Annotated in this window: 31 protein-coding genes, 1 tRNA gene and 1 pseudogene; 12 read left to right on the forward strand and 21 right to left on the reverse strand. The window is 64.5% G+C overall.

Features of this window, described 5'->3' with window-relative positions; translation table 11 throughout:
• The first annotated feature begins 100 nt into the window (after nucleotides 1–100).
• Nucleotides 101–177: transfer RNA gene (locus ACE103_RS22030), tRNA-Arg, on the forward strand.
• 191 nt (nucleotides 178–368) lie between these two features.
• On the opposite strand, the gene ACE103_RS22035 is transcribed toward ACE103_RS22030, so the two are convergent.
• The 3 genes from ACE103_RS22035 to ACE103_RS22045 form a co-directional block, all read right to left on the reverse strand.
• Nucleotides 369–1,004 (reverse strand): TetR/AcrR family transcriptional regulator, encoded by a 636-nt coding sequence (locus tag ACE103_RS22035; protein WP_375774871.1) that lies wholly within the window; start codon nucleotides 1,002–1,004, stop codon nucleotides 369–371.
• 46 nt (nucleotides 1,005–1,050) lie between these two features.
• Nucleotides 1,051–2,637 carry an alpha/beta hydrolase domain-containing protein gene (locus tag ACE103_RS22040; RefSeq protein WP_375774872.1) on the reverse strand — a complete coding sequence of 529 codons (1,587 nt, stop codon included), beginning with the start codon at nucleotides 2,635–2,637 and terminating at the stop codon, nucleotides 1,051–1,053.
• Between the two features lie 138 nt (nucleotides 2,638–2,775).
• Nucleotides 2,776–3,294 (reverse strand): hypothetical protein, encoded by a 519-nt coding sequence (locus tag ACE103_RS22045; protein ID WP_375774873.1) that lies wholly within the window; start codon nucleotides 3,292–3,294, stop codon nucleotides 2,776–2,778.
• A 251-nt stretch (nucleotides 3,295–3,545) separates the two neighbouring features.
• On the opposite strand from ACE103_RS22045, the gene ACE103_RS22050 reads away from it, so the two are divergent.
• The 3 genes from ACE103_RS22050 to ACE103_RS22060 all read left to right on the forward strand — a co-directional run bounded on the left by ACE103_RS22050 (nucleotide 3,546) and on the right by ACE103_RS22060 (nucleotide 5,694).
• Nucleotides 3,546–3,782, forward strand: coding sequence for a hypothetical protein (locus ACE103_RS22050; protein WP_375774874.1), 237 nt, complete (start codon nucleotides 3,546–3,548; stop codon nucleotides 3,780–3,782).
• A 639-nt stretch (nucleotides 3,783–4,421) separates the two neighbouring features.
• A complete protein-coding gene (locus ACE103_RS22055) occupies nucleotides 4,422–4,877 on the forward strand; it encodes a DUF992 domain-containing protein (protein WP_375774875.1) in 456 nt (151 codons plus the stop codon).
• A gap of 520 nt (nucleotides 4,878–5,397) precedes the next feature.
• Nucleotides 5,398–5,694, forward strand: a complete 297-nt coding sequence (locus tag ACE103_RS22060) for a hypothetical protein (RefSeq protein ID WP_375774876.1) — start codon at nucleotides 5,398–5,400, stop codon at nucleotides 5,692–5,694.
• Between the two features lie 281 nt (nucleotides 5,695–5,975).
• Here the strand turns inward: ACE103_RS22060 and ACE103_RS22065 are convergent, their stop codons facing one another.
• From ACE103_RS22065 to ACE103_RS22075, 3 genes are read right to left on the reverse strand one after another with little or no spacing between them, the layout of a single operon-like run.
• Complete coding sequence (locus ACE103_RS22065) at nucleotides 5,976–6,215, reverse strand: YdeI/OmpD-associated family protein (protein ID WP_308444383.1); 240 nt, start codon at nucleotides 6,213–6,215, stop codon at nucleotides 5,976–5,978.
• Nucleotides 6,215–6,595 carry a cupin domain-containing protein gene (locus ACE103_RS22070; RefSeq protein WP_375774877.1) on the reverse strand — a complete coding sequence of 127 codons (381 nt, stop codon included), beginning with the start codon at nucleotides 6,593–6,595 and terminating at the stop codon, nucleotides 6,215–6,217. Before ACE103_RS22070 ends, ACE103_RS22065 begins: the two co-directional genes overlap by 1 nt.
• 19 nt (nucleotides 6,596–6,614) lie before the next feature.
• Nucleotides 6,615–7,028, reverse strand: a complete 414-nt coding sequence (locus ACE103_RS22075) for an SRPBCC family protein (RefSeq protein ID WP_375774878.1) — start codon at nucleotides 7,026–7,028, stop codon at nucleotides 6,615–6,617.
• Nucleotides 7,029–7,277: 249 nt separating this feature from the next.
• Between ACE103_RS22075 and ACE103_RS22080 the strand changes: the two genes are divergently transcribed.
• Nucleotides 7,278–7,583, forward strand: a complete 306-nt coding sequence (locus ACE103_RS22080) for a hypothetical protein (RefSeq protein WP_375774879.1) — start codon at nucleotides 7,278–7,280, stop codon at nucleotides 7,581–7,583.
• 26 nt (nucleotides 7,584–7,609) lie between these two features.
• Here the strand turns inward: ACE103_RS22080 and ACE103_RS22085 are convergent, their stop codons facing one another.
• From ACE103_RS22085 to ACE103_RS22095, 3 genes are all read right to left on the reverse strand, one after another.
• The gene (locus ACE103_RS22085) at nucleotides 7,610–8,245 is read right to left on the reverse strand and encodes a 2-dehydro-3-deoxy-6-phosphogalactonate aldolase (RefSeq protein WP_375774880.1); all 636 of its coding nucleotides are present in this window, start codon (nucleotides 8,243–8,245) and stop codon (nucleotides 7,610–7,612) included.
• Nucleotides 8,246–8,256: 11 nt separating this feature from the next.
• On the reverse strand, nucleotides 8,257–9,171 hold the full coding sequence (locus tag ACE103_RS22090; RefSeq protein ID WP_375774881.1) for a 2-dehydro-3-deoxygalactonokinase: 915 nt from the start codon (nucleotides 9,169–9,171) through the stop codon (nucleotides 8,257–8,259).
• A 172-nt stretch (nucleotides 9,172–9,343) separates the two neighbouring features.
• Entirely contained in the window at nucleotides 9,344–9,559 is a 216-nt protein-coding gene (locus ACE103_RS22095) for a hypothetical protein (RefSeq protein WP_050402491.1), read from the reverse strand.
• Nucleotides 9,560–9,768: 209 nt separating this feature from the next.
• Here ACE103_RS22095 and ACE103_RS22100 point away from each other — a divergent pair, with 209 nt between their 5' ends.
• Nucleotides 9,769–9,945, forward strand: coding sequence for a hypothetical protein (locus tag ACE103_RS22100; RefSeq protein ID WP_198964853.1), 177 nt, complete (start codon nucleotides 9,769–9,771; stop codon nucleotides 9,943–9,945).
• 94 nt (nucleotides 9,946–10,039) lie between these two features.
• On the opposite strand, the gene ACE103_RS22105 is transcribed toward ACE103_RS22100, so the two are convergent.
• Both ACE103_RS22105 and ACE103_RS22110 read right to left on the reverse strand, forming a co-directional pair.
• Nucleotides 10,040–10,345, reverse strand: a complete 306-nt coding sequence (locus tag ACE103_RS22105; protein WP_375774882.1) for a hypothetical protein — start codon at nucleotides 10,343–10,345, stop codon at nucleotides 10,040–10,042.
• Between the two features lie 140 nt (nucleotides 10,346–10,485).
• Nucleotides 10,486–10,727 (reverse strand): annotated as a pseudogene (locus ACE103_RS22110) (hypothetical protein).
• A gap of 122 nt (nucleotides 10,728–10,849) precedes the next feature.
• On the opposite strand from ACE103_RS22110, the gene ACE103_RS22115 reads away from it, so the two are divergent.
• Nucleotides 10,850–11,086 carry a hypothetical protein gene (locus ACE103_RS22115; protein ID WP_375774883.1) on the forward strand — a complete coding sequence of 79 codons (237 nt, stop codon included), beginning with the start codon at nucleotides 10,850–10,852 and terminating at the stop codon, nucleotides 11,084–11,086.
• Between the two features lie 204 nt (nucleotides 11,087–11,290).
• Nucleotides 11,291–11,647, forward strand: coding sequence for a DUF6481 family protein (locus ACE103_RS22120; protein WP_375774884.1), 357 nt, complete (start codon nucleotides 11,291–11,293; stop codon nucleotides 11,645–11,647).
• 56 nt (nucleotides 11,648–11,703) lie between these two features.
• Here ACE103_RS22120 and ACE103_RS22125 read toward each other — a convergent pair whose 3' ends face one another.
• Nucleotides 11,704–11,937, reverse strand: a complete 234-nt coding sequence (locus ACE103_RS22125; RefSeq protein ID WP_092114537.1) for a pentapeptide MXKDX repeat protein — start codon at nucleotides 11,935–11,937, stop codon at nucleotides 11,704–11,706.
• 342 nt (nucleotides 11,938–12,279) lie between these two features.
• Between ACE103_RS22125 and dctP the strand changes: the two genes are divergently transcribed.
• Genes dctP through ACE103_RS22140 form a run of 3 tightly spaced genes read left to right on the forward strand, consistent with a single transcriptional unit; the run spans nucleotide 12,280 to nucleotide 15,208 of the window.
• Nucleotides 12,280–13,302: a TRAP transporter substrate-binding protein DctP gene (dctP, locus tag ACE103_RS22130; RefSeq protein ID WP_375774885.1), complete on the forward strand. Its 1,023-nt coding sequence runs from the start codon at nucleotides 12,280–12,282 to the stop codon at nucleotides 13,300–13,302.
• Nucleotides 13,299–13,853: a TRAP transporter small permease gene (locus ACE103_RS22135; RefSeq protein ID WP_375774886.1), complete on the forward strand. Its 555-nt coding sequence runs from the start codon at nucleotides 13,299–13,301 to the stop codon at nucleotides 13,851–13,853. The genes dctP and ACE103_RS22135 overlap by 4 nt, the downstream gene beginning before the upstream one ends.
• Complete coding sequence (locus tag ACE103_RS22140) at nucleotides 13,850–15,208, forward strand: TRAP transporter large permease (protein WP_375774887.1); 1,359 nt, start codon at nucleotides 13,850–13,852, stop codon at nucleotides 15,206–15,208. Before ACE103_RS22135 ends, ACE103_RS22140 begins: the two co-directional genes overlap by 4 nt.
• Before the next feature lie 58 nt (nucleotides 15,209–15,266).
• Here the strand turns inward: ACE103_RS22140 and ACE103_RS22145 are convergent, their stop codons facing one another.
• Nucleotides 15,267–15,404 (reverse strand): hypothetical protein, encoded by a 138-nt coding sequence (locus ACE103_RS22145; protein ID WP_158231348.1) that lies wholly within the window; start codon nucleotides 15,402–15,404, stop codon nucleotides 15,267–15,269.
• A 111-nt stretch (nucleotides 15,405–15,515) separates the two neighbouring features.
• Nucleotides 15,516–16,364: an SMP-30/gluconolactonase/LRE family protein gene (locus tag ACE103_RS22150; protein WP_375774888.1), complete on the reverse strand. Its 849-nt coding sequence runs from the start codon at nucleotides 16,362–16,364 to the stop codon at nucleotides 15,516–15,518.
• A 266-nt stretch (nucleotides 16,365–16,630) separates the two neighbouring features.
• Between ACE103_RS22150 and ACE103_RS22155 the strand changes: the two genes are divergently transcribed.
• The gene (locus ACE103_RS22155) at nucleotides 16,631–18,880 is read left to right on the forward strand and encodes a transglycosylase SLT domain-containing protein (protein ID WP_375774889.1); all 2,250 of its coding nucleotides are present in this window, start codon (nucleotides 16,631–16,633) and stop codon (nucleotides 18,878–18,880) included.
• A 48-nt stretch (nucleotides 18,881–18,928) separates the two neighbouring features.
• Here ACE103_RS22155 and ACE103_RS22160 read toward each other — a convergent pair whose 3' ends face one another.
• The 7 genes from ACE103_RS22160 to ACE103_RS22190 form a co-directional block, all read right to left on the reverse strand.
• Complete coding sequence (locus ACE103_RS22160) at nucleotides 18,929–19,897, reverse strand: tripartite tricarboxylate transporter substrate binding protein BugD (RefSeq protein WP_375774890.1); 969 nt, start codon at nucleotides 19,895–19,897, stop codon at nucleotides 18,929–18,931.
• A 128-nt stretch (nucleotides 19,898–20,025) separates the two neighbouring features.
• Complete coding sequence (locus ACE103_RS22165; RefSeq protein ID WP_375774891.1) at nucleotides 20,026–21,267, reverse strand: threonine synthase; 1,242 nt, start codon at nucleotides 21,265–21,267, stop codon at nucleotides 20,026–20,028.
• Nucleotides 21,268–21,447: 180 nt separating this feature from the next.
• Nucleotides 21,448–22,869: a dihydrolipoyl dehydrogenase gene (lpdA, locus tag ACE103_RS22170; protein WP_375774892.1), complete on the reverse strand. Its 1,422-nt coding sequence runs from the start codon at nucleotides 22,867–22,869 to the stop codon at nucleotides 21,448–21,450.
• A 17-nt stretch (nucleotides 22,870–22,886) separates the two neighbouring features.
• Nucleotides 22,887–23,129 carry a hypothetical protein gene (locus ACE103_RS22175; protein WP_375774893.1) on the reverse strand — a complete coding sequence of 81 codons (243 nt, stop codon included), beginning with the start codon at nucleotides 23,127–23,129 and terminating at the stop codon, nucleotides 22,887–22,889.
• Nucleotides 23,130–23,306, reverse strand: a complete 177-nt coding sequence (locus ACE103_RS22180) for a hypothetical protein (protein ID WP_375774894.1) — start codon at nucleotides 23,304–23,306, stop codon at nucleotides 23,130–23,132.
• 12 nt (nucleotides 23,307–23,318) lie between these two features.
• The gene (locus tag ACE103_RS22185; RefSeq protein WP_375774895.1) at nucleotides 23,319–24,686 is read right to left on the reverse strand and encodes a pyruvate dehydrogenase complex dihydrolipoamide acetyltransferase; all 1,368 of its coding nucleotides are present in this window, start codon (nucleotides 24,684–24,686) and stop codon (nucleotides 23,319–23,321) included.
• A 2-nt stretch (nucleotides 24,687–24,688) separates the two neighbouring features.
• Nucleotides 24,689–24,994 (reverse strand): DUF5076 domain-containing protein, encoded by a 306-nt coding sequence (locus ACE103_RS22190; RefSeq protein ID WP_097676349.1) that lies wholly within the window; start codon nucleotides 24,992–24,994, stop codon nucleotides 24,689–24,691.
• Nucleotides 24,995–24,996 lie beyond the last annotated feature (2 nt).

Raw genomic sequence — 24,996 nt, forward strand, 5'->3', positions numbered from 1 at the left:
GGACCCCTGCTCGCCTTTGTCGTCCGACCACAAAAATCGGTTCGGACGGACTTGGCGGAAAGGCGGATTTTTCATATTGCGGGTGCTACAAGGCGGCCACGGTCCCGTAGCTCAACTGGATAGAGTAGCGGATTTCTACTCCGCGGGTTGCAGGTTCGAATCCTGCCGGGATCGCCAGTTTTCAGCGCCCGAAATTCCTTAGATTTCAAAGGCCTTTCGCTGGCTTGCAACGCAAAGCAAATTCACGGTTTGTGAAGCAGATGCCGATCAATGCAGCTGTTTGTCGCCGAATCCTGCACCAAATCCCCGGACCTATTCCGCACAGCGAATCGATTGTTTGATATTGAACGACCCAATGACAAAAAGGCTCATTTACTGAGGAGCTTGAAAAAACCTTTCGAGAAGGAGTGAAGCGGGTCGGAACGGCGCTCGAGTTTGGCGCGCAGGACCGCGCCCTCCCAGCCGATCCAGAAGAATTCAGCAAGCCAATCGCAATCGTGGCTGGAAGAGATCGCACCCATGGTTTGAGCAGACCTCAAGCACTTGGCTGTGCGCTGCTGCCAGTCGATGAACACGGCGAATAGTTGCTGACGAAAAGATTGCGGAAGTGCGCCCATCTCCTGGCCAAGATTGCCGACCAAACAGCCGCGCGTATAACGGAAGCGCTTCATGGCAAACGCAGCATCGTCGGTAAAACCCCTGAGCCTCTCCAGCGGGGGGTGTTGCTCGTTCAGGAAGAAGCTGTCGAGCTTCCGCGAAAAATAGGCAGCGTAGCTGTCGATCAGTTCCGCTCCAAATGCTTCCTTGCTCGGAAAGTAGTGGTAGAACGAACCCTTTGGCACGTCGACGCTACGCAAGACTTCCTCGATTCCCGTCGCGGAATAGCCCTTCTCCGTCAGCATGACGACGCCTGCACGGACCAGCGCGTCACGGGTCGCGCTAAAGCCGGCAAGTTCTTTCGGTGGTCGCCCGCGGCGGCGAAGAAGAGGCAACGTCTTGCTCATAAAAAGTCAAATAGACCGGTCGTCTAGGAGAAGCAAGCACCGTCCCTCAGCGTGGCGCGTCATTCGCGGCGGCGGGCGCGAACAGTTTGCTCGACGCGGCTTCCTGAACGATCACCGCCGCATCTTCTGGCAGCACGAAGCCTCGCGTCACGAGGTCCAGCGCGGCGATCCGGATCCGGTTCACATAATCGTCGCGGCCGTGGTAGCGCTCCTCGATCGACGGGCGGGCGTCGCCGGTGCGTTCCCGTTCGGCTTTCGTCGCTGCGAACGGGGAGAAGGTCCCAATCAGCATGCAGGTGAATGTCTGCGGCGCGTTCTGTCCGCCATTGGTGCCGGTCGGCACGGCGACATCCGGCAGCCGCACTCCGCCGAGCGCGTTGCCGTCCTGATCGCGCTTCGGCACCTGGATCACGGCAGCGGAAAGCGCGGTCGGTGCGCGCAGCGCGGGCGGATCGCCGCTCACGGTATCGAGCGGCATCAGTTCGCTGGCGGGCGGCTCGGCGTTGCGGCTCACCCAGTCATCGAGATGCAGCAACAAGGCCCGCGACAAGGGAGCCCAATCGAGACGGCCGGGCGATTGCGTGCACGTGGGCGCCTTTAGAACCACCACATGCGAGCCGCCGGCGACATCGTACATCCGCACATTGGCGGGGAGCGGTTGATCCGCGGTACCGGACGCGCCGGTGCGGCCGAGCGAAGCGCGCAGCGAGTAGTAATCCGTGGTCGAGTTGATCAGCATCATCTTCGGCGGCACCTCGCCGCGCGCCGCGACCTTGGCGGTGATCTCGCCGATCGTGAGCGGCCCGTCATTCACGCCGGGAAAGTCCGGATTGGCGAAGGTGGGAGCTCCCTCGCCGCTCGACATTGGTCCAAGGCCGGTCTGCAGGATCGGAAGAAGACCAGCAGCCGAGACGAACACATGCATGCCGTCGAATACGCGCCGGTTGCCCACCATGTTGAAGCCGTTCAAGAGAAAGGTCTTCAGGAAGCGTCCGTCCTGGGATTTGCCGCTCGCGAGCACGCGGCTGATAGCGCCCTTGAGCGGGTTCGGCGTTCCTCCGGCGTCAGTGGCTGCGTGCGCGAGGAAATCCGCGGCATCGCGCACGATCGCAAAGCCGACCCCCTCGACGTAGCGCGTCTTGCCGTCGCTGTCGGCGAACGAAGGTAGCTCCGCGCCCTGTCCGAGCTCCCAATGCACCTCGGCGATCGCAAAACCGTGGTCCTGGAGAAAGCCGGTGCCCTGCTCCAGCGTGCCGGAGAGAAACGGCGCGTCGCGCGGCGAGTTGTAGAGCGCCTCGGCGTAGACGCGACCGCGGTTGGGCACATCCACCAGCAATGCGCCGTTGCCGGCGCGCAGAGCCGCCGGCATCATGAGAATGATCTTTGCCGCGTAGTCGACGCGCCCGCGTTCATTGCGCGCCGCCTTCTCGAGGCCAGGAATGGCCTCTTGCGGCGCCAAGTCGCCATGGATCATGCCCTGCCAGATCACATAGTCGCCGGTGCGAAACGTGCCGTACGGCTGTTTCGACGTGAATTCGATTTTGGTGATTTCCGCAGTTGCAGATCGCGTCACAGCGATGAGGCCGAGCAGGCAGAGCAGAAACGACACGATGGGCCTGTTCAGGTGCAACATTGGAATCCTCCCGGCTTGATCGCCATGACGTTTTTGGTGTTGCGGTGCCCCGATATCGTCACTGGGGGAGCCATCATGGAAACGGGCATAATGGACCGGCAATTTCTCACCGGTCCATCGCCTCTGGCGCAGAGTTTCTCACTCCATCCAGTAGTCGATGTCGGTCTGATTGGCATTGACGCCGGCCTTCGGCTCGGATGGCCCATGGCTGCTGATGATGCCACGAATCCTGGCGAGGCTACCTGTGCCTCCCGTAATGACGCCCGATGTCATGTTTGTAAGCTTGCCGTCTCCACTGCTTTGGGCGACCAGAGATGTCCTGACAAAAAACTTGTCGCCATTCTCCAGTATCCAGACGTTGTAGATGAGGGCCGGACCATTGTTATCGATGTAGTCGGACATGCCGCGCGTCCACTGCTCTTTCAACCTCGACCCGTTGATGAGGGGGGCATCGTTCCCGTAGATCCGCCGGATTTCGAAGAGCCGAGCTTGATGTCCCGGAATATCGCCGACATCGATGACATGTTGTTGGGTGTATGTCGTCTGAGTTGCCGGGGTATCATAGCTGACATGGTGCTTCTGCTGGGCCATGGCCACCGGAGCGGTCAGAGCCATTGCGAGAGCGATCGTCATTCCAAGCGCGATCTTGCGAACCATACGTGACCTCTCATGTTGGAAACCAGCCAACCGAGAAGGAGTCGGCGGGCGTTGTTTATTGAAGATGTCTCGATCAATCCGTCAGCGCTCGGCAGCGACCGAACTCCGCCAAAGCCGAGATCACTGCATTTTACCGAGACCCATTAAATTAGACCGGTCGTCTAATACTTGGCTGCGAGCGATTTCGCTATTCACTCTTTATTGACGACGCTTTGTCGGGACACGTTTCCTGCCGCGAAGGCAGCGTCTCGATGCCCGACGTCAACGACGAAGGCGCGCCACGCGCGGATCAGGTATCAGGACGTCTACGGCACCTGACCTGCGGACGCGCGAGCTGCAGCAAGAGCGACGCGCGCCGCGAGCGTGACCGGGCATGGGCAGCGCGCCAGGCGCGGCAGCTCAATGCCGATTGCGAGGAGGAGATCGCGCGGCGGCACGGCGCCCGATCCCCGGAAAAATCACCGGGCCGCACGAACGATGCGCGCTAACGATTGGAGGTGTCGCGACAATCGCCGCGGCGCCCGGGTTACTCCGCGGGTTGCAGGTTCGAATCCCGCCGGGATCGCCACCCCACTCCCCTTCGATGAAGCCATTTTCCGGACGCCGCGAAGCCGGCCGGAAACAAACCCGGTCTAGCGTCCCGCCATTGCACCAAAAGGGGATTCGGTCATGTGGGATTTCATCAACGAATTGTATCGGGATTTCTGCCTGGCTCGCCTGCAGGAGATGCGGAAGCTGGAGCATCATATCTGAACGGGCGCCGAGCATGGACAACGATCAGCCCTTGGTCGGCGCCATCCTGACGGCGATGATGATCGCCGCGGTGGTCTGGGTCACCATCGGACCGCCACCGGGACACAAGAGGGTCAGCAGCCAACCCCAGACTGTCGCGAGACGCTAACGCCCGTATGAATACGGGTTACTCGAACCTCGACGCCAGTCTCGCAGACAGAACATGACTGGGATTGCGGGCCCAGATTGAAACAGGGCGCCGTCGGGACAATTCATTTCGAGCCCGGCGGCGTAGTTTCGTTGGCCGCCCCAATTCTAAGGATCCCTTAACCACAAGCGAAGGCCGCACGCGAGAGCGTGGACCGATTGCGCTTCCCTCCACGTTGTACAGCGCCATGCGTACAAAGGGTCATTGGATCATCGTTGCGGTGTGTAGCGCGGCCGTTCTCGCCACGCCCGTCGCAACCGCCGAGGCACAACAGGTGCAGGCCGGAACGCTCGCCTGTCGTGGCGGCCCCGATACCGGTTTCACCCTGGGCCCGGTGACCAATCTCGATTGCGTGCTGCAGGCCGATAGCGCACCGGACGGTCACTACGTCGCAGCCATTCCCAACCTCGGCATTTTCATCGGCGACGAGGAGGTCGCACTGGCCTGGAAGGTGATGGCGCCAGCGCCGTGGCTCGGGCTCGACCAACTCGCCGGCAGCTACACCCACGAAAGCGGCGCGCGCGACAATGTCCTCACCGGCGGCACGACTACGCCGATCACGCTGCATCCGTTGAACGAGGATGCGTTCTCGAGTCCGCCGGTCAAAATCGAGAGCCTGGAAATTCGGCCGATGGATCGCTGATCCTGATCGAAGCCGCGTACCCGCCGCCGAAACGCACAACGCCGCCCGCTTGAAATGTGTACGGACGGCGTTGCTCTAGCCCCAGGAAGGTGATGCAAAATCCTGACAGCTCCAAGCTTGCACGTCTTGTGCCAACGATCATGGCCCATATGGGCCATTTGGCTGGAGAGAAACGAAGGTAGGTTAAGCACCGAGGCATCGGTGACGGTGCCTCACGACCAAAGTGTCAACTTGGCCTCAGTGTGTCCCACGCGCTGAGGCCTTTCTTTTTCTGATGTTCACGATCTGCTCTGAAATCGCGTCTTGTTCCTTATCAATCAGCGCACGCAACGTTTCCGTAGTTCTCCGTGCGTGAACAAAGTTCCGACGGCGCCTGAGATGCCGAACGTATTCTGTTCGTCACGTTGCAGGTTCCGATTCTCGCGATCTTGCGCGGCGTGCTTCGTGATTTGTTAATCCGGAATTGCTTCCTTGAAGAGATTGCCAGCGCTCTCATTGTTCGTCGATATTTGGGGTCGATATGGAAGACTCCGTCCAGATCCGTTGCACACGCTGCAAGAACGTCTTTCGTGATCGAGCCAAGCGGCTGCAGAACGGTTACTCGCGCCAGTGCCCGAGCTGCGAGATCGTCCTCTTCTTCGACGAAGACGCGCATGATTCAAACATCAAGCGAGCGATGCGAACCGCGCGGCGCGCACGGAAGGAACTGCGTGAGAGCGAGGGCGTGAGCGCGAGAAGGGCCGCGGGCGTGCCCCGGCAATACAGCGGGCGCTCGGCATCGAACGCTCGGGGAACCGAGGACGACGGCGCCGATTGAGCTTGGCTCCGGGGAGTTGCCGCACTATCCGCCTCGGCCGGCATTTTCCGACGCGCGGTCGAGCCATTGCCGCGTCGATTCGTCACTCCAGCCGGGAACGGCGAAGCGCCCAGACGGCGGCGCATCCGCGGGCGCACGAACAGTTGCGGGTTGGCGTGCGTGGGAGTGACGCCGTGTTGCGGCGTTCGCAGACACGCACAGGATGACCAACAGGCCAAGTGCCAAGACACAACGCATCGCATTTGCTCCTGACGACCATCGCGACCGCGCCGAGAGAACGATCACCTCGCCCGTTTGCTCGGCCGGTGCGCCATTCCCATATAGACCCCGCCGGCTTTCAATTCTTCCAGCATCTGGTCGATCCGCTTGCGCCTGGTGGCAGCCCGCACGCTGCGTTCGATCCAGTGCAGATAGTCGTTGCGTTGATACGGCGGGCGCTCCTTGAACGCCTGCATCAGGCCGCTCGCGTCGAGCTCGCGACGGATCCCCGCCGGCATGGTCGCGCGCGGTCGTTTCAGCATCACGCCTTCCGCTCGCGCGGAGCTGCGACCTGGCCCCGCGGGCGCTCCGCCTCCGGTACCAGCCATTCGGTGACGAAGTGGTCGGAGGCATGGACGTCGACCTGCAGAAGCCGGCCCGGCCCGGGATTGATGAAGGTGTGGGCCGCATGCGCCGGCGCCACCACGACCGAGCCGGCGGAAGCCTCGACGTCCCTGCCCTCGATCGTGAAACGTGCGCGCCCCTCGAGCACGATGAAGGTTTCGGCATAGGGATGGCGGTGCAAGGCCGGTCCCGGCCCGGGCGGCATGTCGACGACGATCACCGAGGCCTCGGATCCGGTGGTCCGTCCCTCGATCTCGCTGGCAGCGCCAAGCTGCCAGACCCTTGCTGCATCGATCACGTCGCCTCCGATGGCCGGATCAGGACCGCCGCTTTGCCTCGACGTAGCGCTTGAAATTATCCAGGATCGCCTGCCAGCCGCCGCGCTGCTGCTCGACCGAATGGGTGTCCTCGCCGTCGAAGGAGACCTCCACCTTGACGCCGTCCGCCTCAGGAGCGAACGCAACCTGCGCGGTGCGGTCGCCGAACGAATATTCGAGCAGGCGGGGCGCCTCGACCTTGGTGTAGGTGCCGGCGAAATCGAACCCCATGCTGCCGTCCTTGGCTTCCATCCGCGACGAGAATGCGCCGCCGGCGCGCAGGTCCACGGTCGCAGCAGTGGTGTGCCAATCGTCGGACGCCGCATTCCACTGCTTGATGTCCTCGGGCGTGGTGTAGGCGCGCCAGACATCGGCGATCGGCGCGACAACGATCGTTTCGACGGCAATCCTCATATGCGTTCCTTCGTCGTTTCTTGAATGAAGCAGATGGGCGCATGGCGCCCCACCCATGCGCCATTCTACTAGGGCTATTCGCCCTGATCCACAAATCGCTCCGCCGCAAGACAGCGCCTGCCCGGGCCGCCGGGACCATGAAGAGACCGGCAACGCGGCGCAACGAACCAGATGGTGTGTGGCCGGTACAAGAATTTCGTCAGGAATGACCGTGTATGGAAGACGGGTCCAACGGCCGGAGAGGACGACATGCGGAACCTGAATACTGTGCTGAGCAAGCTGAACGACCGCCTGCTGCGGCTGGAGGGCGAGCTATTCGTGCTGCGATCGATCGCTCGCGCCGCCCTCACCTCCGGCGACGAGTCCGCCGTCCGCACCCGCAAACTGCTCGAAGGCGCCAAGCTCGCGCTGGCAGACGAAGCCGAACGGCCGCTGGACGCCGCGACCGAAAAATACGTTGCGGCCGCGATCGCCATGGTCGAAGAGCTGCTTGAAAACCCCCGCGAGGCAGCGCCGCTGTTCAGGGTGATCGACGGCGGCAAGCGGGACGAATAGACCGCGGTCGGGAATTCGGACCCGGCCTAGCTCGCGCCCTGCACGGCGCTGTCATACGCCTCGATCGTGACTTTCGCCCTGGCCGCAACGTCCGCGGCCGACATGCCCGGCTTGTAGAGGCTGCTGCCGAGACCGAAGGCGCGAATACCCGCCTTCACATACTCCGCGAAATTCTGGTCCGAGACGCCGCCGACGGCGGCGAGCATCACATCCGGCGGCAGCACGGCGCGGATCGCCGAAATGCCGGACGCGCCGAGCACGCTTGCCGGAAAGAATTTCAGGCTCGAGGCGCCCGCGCGTGCGGCGAGCAGCGCCTCCGTCGGCGAGAACACGCCGGGCATCGTGATCATCGCGTGGTGCCGGGCGCGCGCCAGCACGTCGACATCGACGTTCGGCGACACCATCAGGCGCCCGCCGACGCCATGGAGACGATCCACATCTGCCGGGGTCAGCACCGTGCCGGCGCCGATCAGGACATCAGCCGGCGCCCGCTTCGTCGCGATCTCGATCGAACGGAACGGCTCGGGAGAGTTCAGCGGAATCTCGATCGCGGTCATGCCGGCCTCGAGCAGCGCGCTCACGATGCCCAAGGCCTCGTCCGGCTTGACACCACGCAGGATCGCGACCAGCGGACGCTTCATCGGCGGAAACGGAATGCTCATGCGTTGATCCCTCAATGGTTCCAGATCGCCGCCGCGGCACCGGCGAGGCCGCGGCGAACCGCCTCCTCCGCATCCATTACGTGGGGCTGAATCGAAAGGCTTTCGAGCGCGATCTGATAGAGCCGCTGCAGGCGGCCCGATGCGATCAGCGTCACCGGCGTTGCTCGCTCCCGCTCCGCAAGGCCGGCCGCCAACTCGGCACCGATCAACGTGCCGGAGATCGTCTCACGGCCCGCCTGCGCGCTGCCGCCGAACAGCAACTGCCGGGATCGCACCCGAAACAGCAAATTGCCGGATAGCGCCGGCGCGGCGAACGCCTCGGCGACGGCCAAGCGAAACGCATCGGCATCAACCGCCTCGTCCGCGCCGGCAACGGCGTGCGACAGGATGGTGTCGCGCGCAACCACGCTGAACAACTCGCCGGTCATGAAGGTCGCAAAGCGCGCGACGGTTCCACCGCGCAGGCGCACCCATTTGGAATGGGTTCCCGGCATGCAAACGAGGGCCTCACCCGACGCATCCAGACCGAGCGCGCCGAGCAACTGGGTTTCCTCGCCACGCATCACGTCCGGGGCCGCGGCATCGCGCTGCGCAATCCCGGGCAGGATGCGGACGTCACGCGGCTGCCCGCTGACCACGACGGCGCCCTTGAGGATCTCGGAGAGATGCGCCGGCGTGTCGACGTAACCGGCCTCGACCCAGCCCTGCCGCGCCCCTGCCATGCCGCAGATCACGACCGGCAGATTGGCCGCCGCGCCCAGCGCGTCGAGATGCGATTGCAGCAAGGACGCGAAGCCGATCCTGGCGGCCGTCGTCATGCCCTCGTCGCTGCGCCGTTCGCCGAACACCTCGCCGCCGGCGCTCATCAGCCAGAGCCGGAAGCTGCTGGTGCCCCAATCGACCGCGACATAGGAAGGCCCGCTCATCGCGCTCTGTTCCACGCTCTGGGTTTCCGGCGCTGCGAGGGCGCCGCTGACCAGACGCGATAACGGCGTTCATCACGCCGCGCAAGGCGCGGCAATATCGCGAGGCCACGCGATCCACGCGAGCGAGCGTACGGCCGCTTAGCCCGGTTCGCGTCAGTGAATGCGCGATCGATTACCGCGCGCCCTTCAGCGTGCACGAGGTCGTGCAGGTCGTGACGTTGCCGTGGTCACACTTGATGCAGGCGTTGACGCACTGATCCATGACCTTGGGATTGTACTGGCTATAAAGATTGGCCGCGCAGCTGTTGGTCGATCCCGTGACCTCGGGGTCGGACCAGCAACCGGACAGTAAAAATGCTGCGGCACTCAAAATGGCGACCTTGCGCATAAGGCCTCCTGCCACGCTCTATCGATGTAAACCCTGCAAGTAACCTTGATAGGTTAGGTTAAATTCCGGTTTCAATTGCGACCTTACCTGGAAGCAGTATTGCTTATCCACCGGACATTTCCCCAAGGTCCGGGCCCACACCGGCAAGGCCGTCAGGCGTCCCCGCCTGGCGGCTTTGTTGCCCAGCAGTGCACAAGGATACCAACAAGATGGCCCGAAAGCCGCGGTGGTCGTTCAAGGAGGACCGACGACTGATGGAATTGGCGCGCTCCTCCAAGTCGCTGGAGGAGGTCGTGAAGGCGACCGGCCGTTCGCCGGAGCGAATCAAGAAGATGGCGATGCGCCTTGGCCTCTCCATCAAGCCGCGCAGCGCCACCAAGAAATAATTTGAAATGCGGCCGCGGGCGCAGCCCGGCCGGAGCGCTCTCGCGCGAAGTGGGCCGTCGTCAGCCTGAAGACGATACCTCAGAAACCAGAAATCTAGGGTTCCGGCGGACAATCGTCCTTGGCCCGCACCGGGATCGCCTTGACCTCGCCCTCGGTCTTGACCTCGCGCTCAGCGTTGACCTCGCGCTCAGCCTTGGCCTCTTGCTCATCATCGCCCGCCCGCGTGCAGGTGGTCAGCACGAAAGCCACCCGGTTGCACTGCCACGCCGGCCCGAGCGCGGCGCTGGACACCGGCTCTGGCGACGCCAGCGTCAGGGATAGATACGCTACCAAAACGGCACCCGCCGCGCCTGCGGCAGCCAGTGCCGCGCCCGTTCCGGACCACAGCTTGGACATCATGGCCTAGGTTCCCGCCGATCTCTGGGAGTCGAGGCAGCCCGCCTGTCCGCGTGTGACCGGAATCACAACCGGGACCAAACAGTTCAGCCCGAATCTTTGGGCTTGAAGTGGGAGCTATATTGCACTGCCGCAAGGCAGGGTCAGCGCGCCGGCTCGATCACATTACAGTTGGTCCTGCCCGACATCAGGCAGTCCTGCATCTTGCTCGCCGCCGTGAGGTCATGCGCAAGCCAGAGACCGACCGCGAGCATGACCACCGCGACCAGCAGTCCGATCAGCGCCCCGCGGCGGTTGCCTCCGTCTTCGGATTCGCTCATGGCCGCTTCGGTTCCCTGTTGCCATCGCCCGCATCATGACCTTTTGCACGGTTGCGTGCGATCAATTCTGCAACAGTCGCACAACGAAATGCGCGCCGGCAGCGATCGGCGACGCAATTCCGTTGCGGGCTCGCGCGACTCGCGAAAAACTGCTCGCTGAAGTGGAGCGCGTGTGCGGGGCGTGCCGGTGAGCGAACACGAAGCGAATTACGATTATCAGCGTTACAGGCAGCTGCTCTCGGAGGCTGTCGACGAGACCAGCAGACTGCGGCTGATCAGCCTCCTGATCACCGAAAAGGCGCGCGACAGGCTGGAAGCCCAGCGCGCCTCGGACCGCAGCGCGATGACCGCCGAGACGGTCGCCAAGGTCCTGGGCACAAAGCTCTCGGGCAACGGCCGGCGCGAGCAGTTTCAGCGCGGCTAGGCGTATCTGCAGGTTCGGTGACCAACCACTCACCACGCCGGTCGCCAGCCGGGTGCAACCACTGCCGTCGGCCGTTTGCTCTCCGCTCATATCTCCTTTGCTCCACAGCCCCCCGTTCGCCACTGGCCTTTTCGCCGCTATTCACTTATTGAACGCCGAACCGAACCCCATCCATCAACGAACAGAAAGCAGCAGGCTTCCTCTATGAGTGGCTTCAAGGAACCGGGTTTTGCCGACCGCCAGAAAGCGGCCCTGCAGGCGCGGCAAAACCTCCTCAACAAGTTTCGTACCCAGCCGGGCGCTGACGATCCGACCGTGAAGGCACGGGCCGAGGAGCGCGCGGCGATCGCCGAACGCCGCGCCAAGGCCAGGGAATCCCGTGAAATCGAGAGGGCCGAGCGGAAGCGTCGCGAGGAAGAGGCGGCCGCAGCCGAGGCCGCCCGGATCGCTCGGGAGAAGGAAGAGGAAGTCGAAAGACTGGCCGCGCTCGAGGCGGAGCAAAAGGCCAAGCGCGACGCGCGCTACGCGGCGCGCAAGGAGCGCGGCAAGAAGAAGCGCTGAGGCGCAATCAGGCCCGCCACGACGGCGGGCCTGTGAAGGATGAGCGGTGGCGGCGGTCAGTTCTTCTTCATGCCGTCGTCTTTCTTCATCATCGCGCCGCCGTCCTTCTTCATGGCGTCGTCCTTCTTCATCATGCCATCGTCCTTCTTCATGGCATCCTTGGACATCGTGCCTTCCTTCTTCATCGCGTCGTCCTTGCCCATCTTGTCCTGAGCGAAGGCGGCGGGTGCCAGCGCAAGGCTGAAGGAGAGCAGCGCGGCGGAAAGGCCGAGGCGGGTCTTGGTGGTCATGATGAGTGATCCCTTTTGTGGTCAAATGTGAGCGCGACGACTTGCCGCTCTCTCCTCGACGCACTTGCGCCGCCGGTTGTTACCTTCAATAACGATTTCTTGAAGCATGCCGCCGCGTACGCCCGTCGCTCATCACGCGAGGCCCGAACGACGACGCTGCGTCAGCGCAGTGTGCGCCGCAGCAACGGCAAGACTTGAATGACAAGAGTGCGACCTCGTGTCGGCCCGCACTATCAGGGCGCCTCGAACTATCAGACTAGAGAAGTTTCACGCGAAGACCGGCTAAACTAAAGCTCCGCGCCGGCCTAACAGCCACCCAAGAAGCTCTTCAGGGGAAGAACCATGCTCACACGCCGCCACGTCCTCGCTTCCGCCCTCGCCGCGCCCGCCGTCCTGCGGATGGGTGTCGGGACCGCGCATGCCGCGACCACGCTGAAGATCTCGCATCAGTTCCCCGGCGGCACCATCGACAAGGGCGATTTCCGCGACAGGCTGTGCCGGATGTTCGCAGCCGAGGTCGCCAAGCGCTCGGGCGGCGACCTCACCGCCGAGATCTATCCGAACTCCTCGCTGATCAAGACCAACGCGCAGTTCTCGGCGATGCGCAAGGGCGCGCTCGATCTCAGCCTCTATCCGATGCCCTATGCCGGCGGCGAGTTGCCGGAGACCAATATCGGCCTGATGCCGGGCCTGGTGACGACCTATGACCAAGGCCTGCGCTGGAAGAAGGAGCCGGTCGGCAAGGCGCTGAGCGACTTCCTCGCCGACAAGGGCATTCTGCTGATCTCCTGGGTCTGGCAGGCCGGCGGCGTCGCCAGCCGCTCCAAGGCGATCGTGGCGCCCGAAGACGCCAAGGGCCTCAAGGTGCGCGGCGGCTCGCGCGAGATGGACATGGTGTTGCAGACCGCCGGCGCCGCCGTGCTGTCGGTGCCCTCCAACGAGATCTACGCCGCGATGCAGACCGGCGCCTGCGATGCCGGCATCACCTCCTCCACCAGCCTGATCTCGTTCCGCCTGGAGGAAGTTGCGAAGTCGCTGACCTCCGGCGCCGGCGCCTCCTACTGGTTCATGCTGGAGCCGTTGATGATGTCGAAGGCGATCTTCGACAAGCTGCCGAAGAACCAGCAGGACATCATCCTTGCCGTCGGCGCCGAGCTCGAGGCCTTCGGCCGCAAGGGTGCGCAGGACGACGACATCGAGGTCACCAAGGTCTATGAGAAGGCCGGCGCCAAGGTCAGCGCGCTCGATGCCGCTATTGTCGGCAAGTGGCGCGACATCGCGCGCGATACCGCCTGGAAGGACTACGGCGCCAAGACAGCGACGGCCGCCAATTTGCTGAAACTCGCAAGCGACGTCGCCGCATGATCCATGGTCCGGTCCCGGATCAAGGTGAAAGCGTAAGCATAGCCGCGGGCAATACCGCCGTGGCGATGCTCGCGCGTGCGCTGTCCGTCTGCAACAATATCATCGTGGTGTTCGCCGCACTTGCCTTGATCGCGGCCTGCGTGATCCTGAGCTACAGCGTGCTCGGCCGCGCCGTGTTCCACAGCCCGAACTACTGGCAGGACGAGGCCGCCGTGTTCCTGCTGGTCGGCGCCACCTTCATGTCCTCGGCCTATGTACAGAGCCAGCGCGGTCACGTCAGCATCGAGGCGTTCGTCGGCCTGCTCTCGGCGCGCGCCAACAGCATCAGGCTGTGGCTGGTCGATGTCGCGAGCTTCGCGTTCTGCACCTTCTTCGCCTGGAAGTCCTGGACCCTGGCGCACGAGGCCTATGTCGACGGCCAGGTGTCCAACTCGATGTGGTCGCCGCCGCTCGCCATCCCCTACGGGCTGATGGCGCTCGGCATGACGCTGCTCTGCGTGCAGCTGCTTCTGCAAATCCTCATTCCGCTGACCGGTGGCGCGCGCCGATGACCGTGTTTGGTATTGGCATCTCCTATGGGCTTGCCACCCTTTTCGCGATGTTCTCCGGCATGCCGATCGCATTCGCGCTCGGTGCGGTCGCCGTCGTGTTCATGGCGATCTACATGCCGGCGGCCTCGCTCGATACGGTGACCCAGAACGTCTACGAGGAGATGGCCTCGATCACGCTGCTGTCGATCCCGCTGTTCATTCTGAAGGGTGCGGCGATCGGCAAATCGCGCGCCGGCCAAGACCTCTACTCGGCGCTGCATGCCTGGCTGCACCGCGTGCCCGGCGGCCTCGGCGTCGCCAACGTGTTCGCCTGCGCGTTGTTCGCGGCGATGGCCGGCTCCTCGCCCGCGACCTGCTCGGCGATCGGTTCGGCCGGCATCCCCGAGATGCGCAAGCGCGGCTATTCCGGCGGCTTTGCCGCGGGGATCATCGCCGCCGGCGGCACGCTCGGCATCCTGCTGCCGCCCTCGATCACGATGATCCTGTTCGCGGTTGCGGCCGAAAAATCGCTTGGACGGCTGTTTCTCGCCGGCATCGGCCCCGGACTGCTGCTGGTGTCGTTGTTCGGCGTCTACGCCGTGTTCCGCTTCCGCAAGGAATACGCCATGGCCAAGGCCGCCTATGACGCGACCGGCAAGGATGCGGCGATCCTGCAGCGCGACGAGTTCACCATGGCCGAACGCTTCAGCGCGCTGCCGCGCGTGATCCCGTTCGTGCTGCTCTTGACCGGCGTGATGATCGCGCTTTATGGCGGCTACGCCACGCCGTCGGAAACCGCCGGCCTCGGCGGCCTGTTGGCGCTCGGCCTGATTGCCGTGATCTACAGCGTGTGGAAACCGAGCGACCTGTCGCCGATCCTGAAATCGACCATCCGCGAGTCGACCATGCTGATGCTGATCATCGGCATGTCGCTGCTCTATTCCTATGTGATGAGCTATCTGCACATCTCGCAGTCGGCGGCGGAGGCGATCGTCGCGATGCATCTCCCGCGCTGGGAGCTGTTGTTTGCGATCCTCGTGATGGTGATCGTGCTCGGCTTCTTCCTGCCGCCGGTCTCGATCATCCTGATGACCGCGCCGATCATCCTGCCGCCGCTCCGCGCCGCCGAGTTCGACATCAACTGGTTCGGCGTCGTCATGACCATCGTGATGGAGATGGGCCTGATCCACCCGCCGGTCGGCCTCAACATCTTCGTCATCCGCAACGTCGCACCCGACATCCCGCTGAGCGAGGTGATCTGGGGCACGCTGCCCTTTGTGCTGCTGATGATGTTCGCCGTGCTGATGCTGTGCTTCTTCCCGGAGATCTCGACCGGGCTGCCCAATCTGGTGATGGGGCCGGACGGCGGGCGCTAGGCCCGTTCGGGCGAAGCAGATACCGGTTCGCCTGAAGCAAGCGCGTCAAGCCCGAGCTTCAGGCCGCCTCCTGCTCCCGTGCCGCCAGAGCCTGCTCGATCCGGCGAACCAGCAACGCCGTCGGACGTCCCTCGCGCTGTAGCCGGCGGAGCTCATTCCATAGCCTGATGATTTCGCGGTCTCGCTCGGCGTCCATGACGGCATTCTCCGGGAGCGCCTTCACTATGAACGAAACAAGAACAAAACTCAAGTCCCAGGATGCCGTCGCTGGCGCTGGAACCCGGACGACACAACGCAACTGGCGCCGTCAGGGATAGCCGTCACCCGGTGTCTCGACCTCGACCGCATCGATCCGCGATACCGATTTACCCTTCCGCAGTTCCTCATAGGACGTCTCCGCGCTCAGGCAGAACAGCGTCCTGCGGTCCGCACCGCCGAGTGCACAAGCGAGCGCACGGCGGCCGGGGACCGCAACGCGTGCACGCTCCACACCATCGCGATCGATCCGGACAAACGCGTCTTCAGTGAACGACGCGACCCAGACTGCGCCGTCGCCATCGAGGCAGATGCCGTCGGGTTCATTGACGCGACCGAACCGCCCGCGAAGGCTCAAGCCGCCGTCCGGCGCGATGTCGTAATCGGCGAGACCGGCACCATCCATCTCCGCGACGACGAGCCGGCGATGGTCGGAGGAGACGGCAATGCCGTTGGGAAAGCGCAAGCCGTCGGCGACGACGCGGGCGCTGCCGTCGGGTAAGACAACGATAATGCGGCCGACGGCGCCGCGGCCCTCCGGCGGCGGCAGATTGAAGCCAAGATCGCCGACATAGGCACGGCCCGGCCCGTCGACGATCATGTCGTCGATCGTGCCGGTCGCGATCCCGGAGAGATCGGCATACAGCGACAGCGCTCCGCCGGAGAACCGCAGCAGCCGCTTTTTGAACATCGTCAGCACGACGATGTCGCCTTCAGGCAGCACGCCGAGACCGCACGGCGTGTCGTCGGTCACCACCGCATGCTCCTGACGTTCGCCTGACGGGCTGATGCTGAGCAGCGTCCGCGCCATGCAGTCGACGAACCAGAGCCGCCCGCGATGCCAGCGCGGGCCCTCGAAATAGCGGCCGCCATCCAGGATGGTTTTGAGTTGATCTGACATCAGAGTGCCCCGCTGCCGCACGGTTCAACGAGGATATATCGCCGCTGGAACCGGTCAAACCGGACCCTCAGCCCCCACAAAATGGCCGCCAAATCCTCGGTTCCCGCGGGTTCCACACGCATTGTGCCTTATTTTGTCGTGTTTTCCCTGTTGAGTTGCGTCAGCATTAACACTCGAGAATCGAGGGTGGTGATAATCTGCGGCGATCGTGCCGCCGTATGACGCGTTCTGTTTGTGCCTCGTGGTTTCTCAGGGGGGACCAGGGAATGAACCGGTGCCTACGTCCGCTGGCGTGTTTCGCCACCGCCTCCGCGCTTGCGCTGCTCCCCGTTCAGGCAGCCGCTAAACCACATCACCAGCACCAGGCCAAGAGCGGCCACGGGGACAAGAAGGTGCATGGCGCCAAGGCCGGCATCAAGGCCGGCACGAAGGCTGCGCGCGAAAGCGCCTCCGGCAAGCGCCGGCACGCCAGGCACGGCGCCGACAAACACAAATCCGCGAAGGCCAAATCCGCTCCGTCCAAATCGGCTGAGACCTCGAAGGCGTCCGAGCCTGAGAAGCCCGCCGGGCCGCAGCTGTCGGGCGATCTCGCCGCGGTCAGGGACGCGATCGCTGCGGCGCGCCGGGGCAAGACCAGCGACGCAACCGATATCCAGGCAAAGATCACCGATCCCGTCGGGCGGAAGCTCGTCGAGTGGTATCTGCTGCGCCACTCCGAGTCGAATGCGCCGTTCAGCCGCTATGCGGCATTCGTCACGGCCAACCCGGACTGGCCAAGCGTCACGCTGTTGCGCAGACGGGCTGAAGCGCGAATCTGGCAGGAGCGCAGCGATCCGGCGACGGTGCACGCTTTCACGCTCGACCAGCCTATCAGCCCCAAGGGCAAGTTCGCGCTCGCACGCACGCTGCTCGCCGAAGGCGATCGCGACGGCGCCACGCGGCTGGTGCGCGAGGCCTGGCGCTCGGAAGAACTGCTGGACCGTACCGAGAGCGACGCCTACGACGCATTCAAGGACCTGCTGACGCGCGACGATCATCGCGCGCGCATGGACAAGCGGATCGGCGCCAAGGATCTCGCCGGCGCGCGGCGCGCGGCACAGCACCTCGGCAGCGACGAGCTGGCGATCGTGAAGGCTTGCGGCGCGGTCCGCGGGCAATCCAGCAAGGCGGAGGACACGCTCAAGGACGTGCCGGCGGACGCCCGTAGCGACCTTGGCTACACGCTGTGCCGCATCCAGTGGCTGCTCGCGAAGAACCGGATCGACGATGCGGCACGCGTGACGATTGCGGCGGCGCCCGAGACGATGGCGCAGCAGGACACCGACCAGTGGTGGCGCGAGCGCCGCGTCCTCTCACGCAAGCTGCTCGACCAGGGCGAGTACCAGGCGGCCTATGACGTCATCCGCGCCGCGGCGGCGCCGGACAATCCGTATTACCGCTCCGACATGCACTTTATGCGCGGCTGGATCGCGCTGCGCTATCTCGACGATGCCAGGACCGCGGCGGCGCATTTCGCACGGATCGACGAAGGCCAGACCAACCCGACCGTGCTGGCGCGCGCCGCCTATTGGCGCGGCCGCGCCGCCGAGGCGCTGGGCAACAGCGTGGCGATGCGGGCCGACTACCAGGCCGCGGCGCGCTACCCGACCGCCTATTACGGTCAGCTCGCGCTCGCCAGGCTCGGCCGTGACGGCATCGAGCTGCGCGCGCCCTCGCCGGCGGCCAGCGCCGGCAGCATGGCGGCCGACGAGCGCGTGCGTGCCGCCGACATGCTCTACGCGATCGGCGAGCCCGACATCGTGCTCTATTTCGCCGCCGACCTTGCCGAGGAAAGCGCAGATGTCGGAATGCTCGAGGCGCTCGGCGAGCTCACCGGCCGCCATAACGATGCCCGCGCCATGCTGCAGATCGGCAAGATCGCGCTCGCGCGGGGCTTTGCCTTCGACCATTACGCCTTCCCGGTCATCGGCATTCCCAAACACACCCCGATCGCCCCCGATATCGGGCGCAGCATGACCTACTCGATCGCACGCACCGAAAGCGCGTTCGATCAGCGCGACAAGTCGGCGGCCAATGCCGTCGGCCTGATGCAGGTGACACCCGAGGCCGGACGCGACACCGCCAAGCGCTTCGGCGTCGGCTATGACTGGAGCCGGATGGTCTCCGATCCGGTCTACAACACCCAGATGGGCGCGGCCGAATTGAGTGCGCTGCTGGCGGAATATCGCGGCTGCCACATCATGACCTTTGCCGGCTACAACGCCGGCCGCGGCCGCGTCCGCGACTGGATCAAGGCCTATGGCGACCCGCGTGATCCCAAGGTCGATCCGGTCGACTGGGTGGAGCGGATTCCGATCTCGGAGACGCGCAACTACGTCCAGCGCGTGATGGAGAATTTCGCGGTCTATCAGGCGCGGTTCGAGGACGCAGGCACGGCGTTGGCGGCAAAGAGCGGCGAGCGCGTCGTGACCCAGGAGAGCAACGCGGCGCCGGCGCAGACAATGCCGTCGCAATAATGCTCCGTCGTCCCGGCCTTCGCCGGGGCGACGTGGAGGGACCCGCCCTCACTCCACCTTCACATTGGCGGCCTTGATCATCGGCCACCATTTTGCGATCTCCGCCTTCTGCCAGGCGCCGAGCGCGTCCGGCTTGAGCTGGTCCTTTGGCGGCATCTGCAAGCCGAGATTTTCGAGCTGCTTCTTCACGGCAGGATCGTTCATTGCCTGGATCGCCGCGACGTTGAGCTTGTCCACGATCTCCTTTGGCGTGCCCTTCGGCACCCACAGGCCGGACCACAGCGTCATGTGGAAGCCCGGCAGGCCGGCCTCATCGACCGTTGGGACCTCAGCCGCGTTCGCGACCCGCTTGGAATCGGTGACCGCATAGGCGCGGATGTTGCCGGCGCGGACCTGGTTGATCGAGTTCGACGTCTGGTCGACGATGATGTCGATCTGGCCGGCGACGAGGTCGTTCAGCGCCGGCCCGGTGCCGCGATACGGCACGTATTGCAGCTTGATGCCGGAGACGTTCTCAAAATACAGCCCAGCGATGTGGCTGCCGCTGCCGGCGCCCGCAGTGCCCGCGGTCGGCGGCGCCGGCCGCGACTTCAGCCACTCCAACAGCTCCTTCAGCGACTTCGCCGGCACGGCGTTCTTGCTGACGATGATCATCGGATTGCTCGGCAGCAGCACCACCGGCTCGAGATCATCGACGAGGTCGTAGCCGAGCTTGTAGATCGCGCCGTTCGCGACATGGGTGCCGAGATGGCCGAACGAGACGGTGTAGCCGTCGGGCGCCGCGCGCACCGCGCGGCCGACGCCGAGCGAGCCGCCCGCTCCGGTCACGTTCTCGATCAGAACCACTTCGCCGAGCGACTGCTTCATGCGCTCGGCGAGGATGCGCGCCATCGCATCCGACGGACCACCGGCGGCGAACGGCACGACGATGGTGATCGGGTGCGCGGGCCAGGTTTCCGCACGCGCAAAACCCGCAAGTGCCAGCATCGCCAACACAGTCACAATTGCTCTACGCATCATTCCCACCTCTCCAAAGATTTCTGGCCGTCATTGCGAGGAGCGAAGCGACGAAGCAATCCATGCTTCAGCGCAAGCGGTGCAATGGATTGCTTCGCTACGCTCGCAATGACGACGCAGTAGCAGCGTCAGAACTGCGAGAAGTCGATCGGCTTGTGCCTGTCGAGCGCGCGGGTCACCGGCGGCAGCGGATATTTCAGGCCGCTGGCGCAATTGAACAGCATCACGCGGTCGGCCTTGGTGACGCGGCCGTCGGCAAGGCTCTGCTTGTAGGCGGCATAGGTTGCAGCCCCCTCGGGGCACAGCAACAGCCCCTCCTCGCGCGCGACCTCGTTGAGCGCGGCGGTGATCTTGTCGTCATCGACCGCGATCGCAAATCCCTTGCTCTCGCGCACCGCGCGCAAGATGAGAAAGTCGCCGACCGCCTGCGGCACGCGGATGCCGGAGGCGATGGTGTGAGCGTCCTCCCAGCGCACCGCATGCTCGGTGCCGGCCTCATAGGCGCGCACCATCGGTGCGCAGCCTGAGGCCTGCACCGCGACCATCCGCGGGCGCTTCGAACCGATGAAGCCGATCTTCTCGAGCTCGTCGAACGCTTTCCACATGCCGATCAGGCCGGTGCCGCCACCGGTCGGATAGAAGATCACGTCGGGCACGTCCCAGCCGAGCTGCTCGGCGAGTTCGAGGCCCATCGTCTTCTTGCCCTCGATCCGGTACGGCTCCTTCAGGGTCGAAGTATCGAACCAGCCGACCTTGGCCTTGCCCTCGCCGACGATCTTGCCGCAGTCGTCGATGTAGCCGTTGACGCGATAAACGGTGGCGCCCTGCAGCTCGATCTCGCTGACATTCACTTCCGGCGTATCCGCGGGGCAGAAGATCGTGGTCTTGATGCCGCAGGACGTGGCGTAGGCCGCGAGCGCCGCGCCGGCGTTGCCGTTGGTCGGCATCGCCATGTGCTTGATGCCGAGCGCCTTGCCCATCGACACCGCCATCACAAGGCCGCGCGCCTTGAACGAGCCGGTCGGCAGCCGCCCCTCATCCTTGACGATGATCTCGCCGCCGCCAAGTTTGGCGCCGAGCTTCGGCAGCCGGATCAGCGGCGTCGTGACCTCGCCGAGGCTGACGATGTCCTTGCATTTGCGCACCGGCAACAGCTCGCGGTAGCGCCACAGGTCGGCGGGGCGCTCAGCCAGCGCGTCCTTGGTCAGCGCCTTCTTCACCCCGGCAAGGTCGTAGCGCACCAGCAGCGGCTTGCCGGCCTTGGAGAGGTTGTGCACCTGATCGGCCGCATAATGATCGCCCTCCATCGCGCATTCGAGATGGGTCACGAAGGTCGGACGTTCGATGGTGAGGTTGTCGTTGTCTTTCACGAGATGTGCTCTTTCTTGTTCTTGGGTTCACTCATATCAGACCCGTCACCCTGAGGTGGCCGCTTCTTAGCGGCCCTCGAAGGGCGACGAGCCCAGCTGCTAGTTCCGGACCGTGCATCCTTCGAGGCTCGCTGCGTGAGCGCCTCAGGATGACGGGACTGCCAGCTCTGACCGAGCCAATCAGATATTCAGCACGCGCCCGTAGGCGTCGAGCACGGCTTCCTTCATCATTTCCGACAGGGTCGGATGCGGGAACACGGTGTGCATCAGTTCCTCTTCCGTGGTCTCCAGATTCATCGCCACGACATAGCCCTGGATCAGCTCGGTGACCTCGGCGCCGATCATGTGCGCGCCGAGCAGCTGGCCGGTCTTCTTGTCGAACACCACCTTGACGAGGCCCTGGTCCTCGCCGAGTGCGATCGCCTTGCCGTTGCCGACGAACGGGAAGCGGCCGACGCGGATCTCGCGACCGCCTTCCTTGGCCTTGGCTTCGGTGAGGCCGACGGAGGCGACCTGCGGGTTGCAGTAGGTGCAGCCCGGGATCAGCAACTTGTCCATCGGATGCGGATGCAGGCCCTTGATCGCCTCGATGCAGATCACGCCCTCATGCTCGGCCTTGTGCGCGAGCATCGGCGGTCCCGCGACGTCGCCGATCGCGTAGATGCCGGGGACGTTGGTCTTGCCGAGACCGTCGATCACGATGCAGCCGCGGTCGGTTTTGACGCCGAGCTTCTCCAGCCCCAGATTCTCGATGTTGCCGGCCACGCCGACCGCCGAAATCACGCGCTCGAATTCCTTGGTCTGCGGCTGGCCCTTGCCGTCGTCGATGGTCGCGACCACGCTGTCGGCCTTCTTCTCCAGCTTCGTGACCTTGGTCGAGGACATGATCTTGATGCCCATCTTCTCGAACCGCTTGCGCGCCAGTCCCGCGATCTCGGCGTCCTCGACGGGCAGGATCTGCGGCAGCACCTCGACCACGGTGACGTCAGAGCCCATGGTGTGGAAGAACGAGGCGAATTCGATGCCGATCGCGCCGGAGCCGACCACCAGCAGCGACTTCGGCATCCGCTCCGGCACCATCGCCTCGAAATAGGTCCAGATCAGTTTCTTGTCGGGCTCGAGCCCGGGCAGCACGCGCGGCCGTGCGCCGGTCGCGACGATGATGTGCTTGGCCTGGTAGACGCCCTCGCCGCTCGCGCCCTTCGGCGCCTCGACCGCCGACTTCTTCACCGTGATCTTGCCGGGCGCGTCGATCGTGGCGTCGCCCCAGATCACGGTGACCTTGTTCTTCTTCATCAGGAAGCCGACGCCGTCGTTAAGGCGCTTCGAGACCCCGCGCGAGCGCTGCACCACAGCCTTCGGATCGAACGAGACATTATCCGCCGACAGCCCGTAATCCTTGGCGTGCTGCATGTAGTGGTAGATCTCGGCGGAGCGCAGCAACGCCTTGGTCGGGATGCAGCCCCAATTCAGGCAGATGCCGCCGAGATAGGATTTCTCAACGATCGCGGTCTTGAAGCCGAGCTGCGCGGCGCGGATCGCGGTCACGTAGCCGCCGGGGCCGGAGCCGATGATGATGACGTCAAAGGATGTATCGGCCATGGCGGCTCCCGTTCAACTCAATGTGTGGCGCCGCGCCCGCGGCTTCTTGCGATCAACGACCTGACCAGCCATTCGAGCCCGATCACCAGGGCCATGATGGCCAGGGCGGTCAGCACGATCGGCTGGGCGATGTTCCGCGCCAGCTGTTCGCCGGCGAAGAACGCGGAATGCAGAAAATCCAATCCGACTGGATTGCACACCAGTGCGGCCGACAGCAGCAGCGAGATCCAGGGCCAGCGCGTGCGAGCCGTGCCGGCCATCTATCTGTACTCCTGCCATACCGCACCGAGGAACACGGTCCACGCCAGCGCCAGCACGGCGGCGGCGATCATCATGATCCTGAACTGGATCGTCGAAATCAGGTCGCGGTTGACCGCGACGAGCAACGCGACGGCGACAACGGCGAGCAGGACGTACGGACCGTAGATCGCGTACATGGCGGATGCCCGTCACACCATCATCATCACGGGGTTTTCGATCAGCTGCTTGAAGGCGCCGATCAGCTCGGCGCCGAGCGCGCCGTCGATCGCGCGGTGATCGCACGACAACGTCACGCTCATCATGTTGGCGATCTCGATCTTGCCGCCGCGCACCACCGGACGCTCCTCCGAGGTGCCGACCGCGAGGATCGAGGCATGCGGCGGGTTGATCACGGCGGTGAAGTGGTTGATGCCGTACATGCCGAGGTTCGACACCGCGGTGGTGCCGCCCTGGTATTCTTCCGGCTTCAGCTTGCGGGCACGGGCGCGCGCGGCAAAATCCTTCATCTCGTTGGAGATGGTCGAGAGCGTCTTGGTCTCGGCCTTGCGGATGATCGGCGTGATCAGGCCACCCGGCATCGCCACGGCGACGCCGACGTCGGAATGCTTGTGCTTGAGCATGCCGCCTTCGGTCCAGCTGACGTTGCAGTTCGGGATCTTCTGCAGCGCGACCGCCATTGCCTTGATGACGAAGTCGTTGACCGAGATCTTATAGAGCGGCTTCTTCTCCTTGTCTTTCGGCGCAGCCGCGTTGATCTCCTCGCGCGCGGCGAGCAGCTTGCCGATGTCGCAGTCGATCGTGAGATAAAAGTGCGGGACGTTCTGCACCGAGGCGGTGAGACGCTGCGCGATGGTGCGGCGCATGCCGTCATGCGGCACGACCTCGTAGGAGCCCGGCTCGAACAGCGCGAGAATCTGCTTGTCCGACATCGACGGCGCGATGCTGGGCCCTGCGGCAGCGGGCGCAGCAGCAGGCGCCTTCAGGCCCTTGCCGGACTTGGCGTCGTCGACGTCGCGCGCGATGACGCGGCCGTGCGGACCGGTGCCGGTGATGCGTCCGAGATCGATGCCGGCTTCCTTCGCCAGACGGCGCGCCAGCGGTGACGAGAACACGCGGGCGTGGCCGTTGGCCTGCGCGGCCGGTGCAGCAGCCTGAGGCGCCGCGGGGGCAGCAGCCGGCTTGGGCACGGGCGCAGCCGCCGGTGCGGGAGCCGCGGCAGGCGCGGCCTGGGCGGCAGCGGGCTTCGGGGCCTCGGCGGGCTTGGCGGCCGGTGCAGCGCCCGCTCCGGCGCTGGCTGCCGCCTTCACGTCCTCGCCGTCACCGGCCATGACGGCGATGACGTCGTTGACCGGCACGTCCTGCGTGCCTTCGGGCACCAGGATCTTGGCGATGGTGCCTTCGTCGACCGCCTCGACTTCCATCGTCGCCTTGTCGGTCTCGATCTCCGCGATCACGTCGCCGGACTTGACCTTGTCGCCCTCTTTCTTGAGCCACTTGGCGAGATTGCCCTTTTCCATCGTCGGCGACAGCGCGGGCATGAGAATATTGATCGGCATTGTCAGTGACCTTGTTGCGACCGCGGTTTGGTTTGGCCCATGTCGGTCGGCCGGGCGATTTCGGCTTCGAACATCTCGACGATGCGCGCGAGCGCCTCGTCTTCAGTGAACTCGCTCTCGCGCGAATAGGCGCGGGCAGCGTGGCGGGCGATGTCGACGAGCATCAGCCCCCACATGTCCGGCTCCTCGAAGGCGCGCTGGAACGCGATCGACAGGCCGCCGTCGACGACAAAGGCGCGCAGCACCTCGACGGCGTCGTCGCGGCCCATCACATCAGGCGGCAGCGGCTGCTCCTTGGGACCGGCCATCG

It is taken from the genome of Bradyrhizobium sp. ma5, from assembly GCF_042258955.1.
In the GTDB taxonomy this organism is placed as follows: domain Bacteria; phylum Pseudomonadota; class Alphaproteobacteria; order Rhizobiales; family Xanthobacteraceae; genus Bradyrhizobium.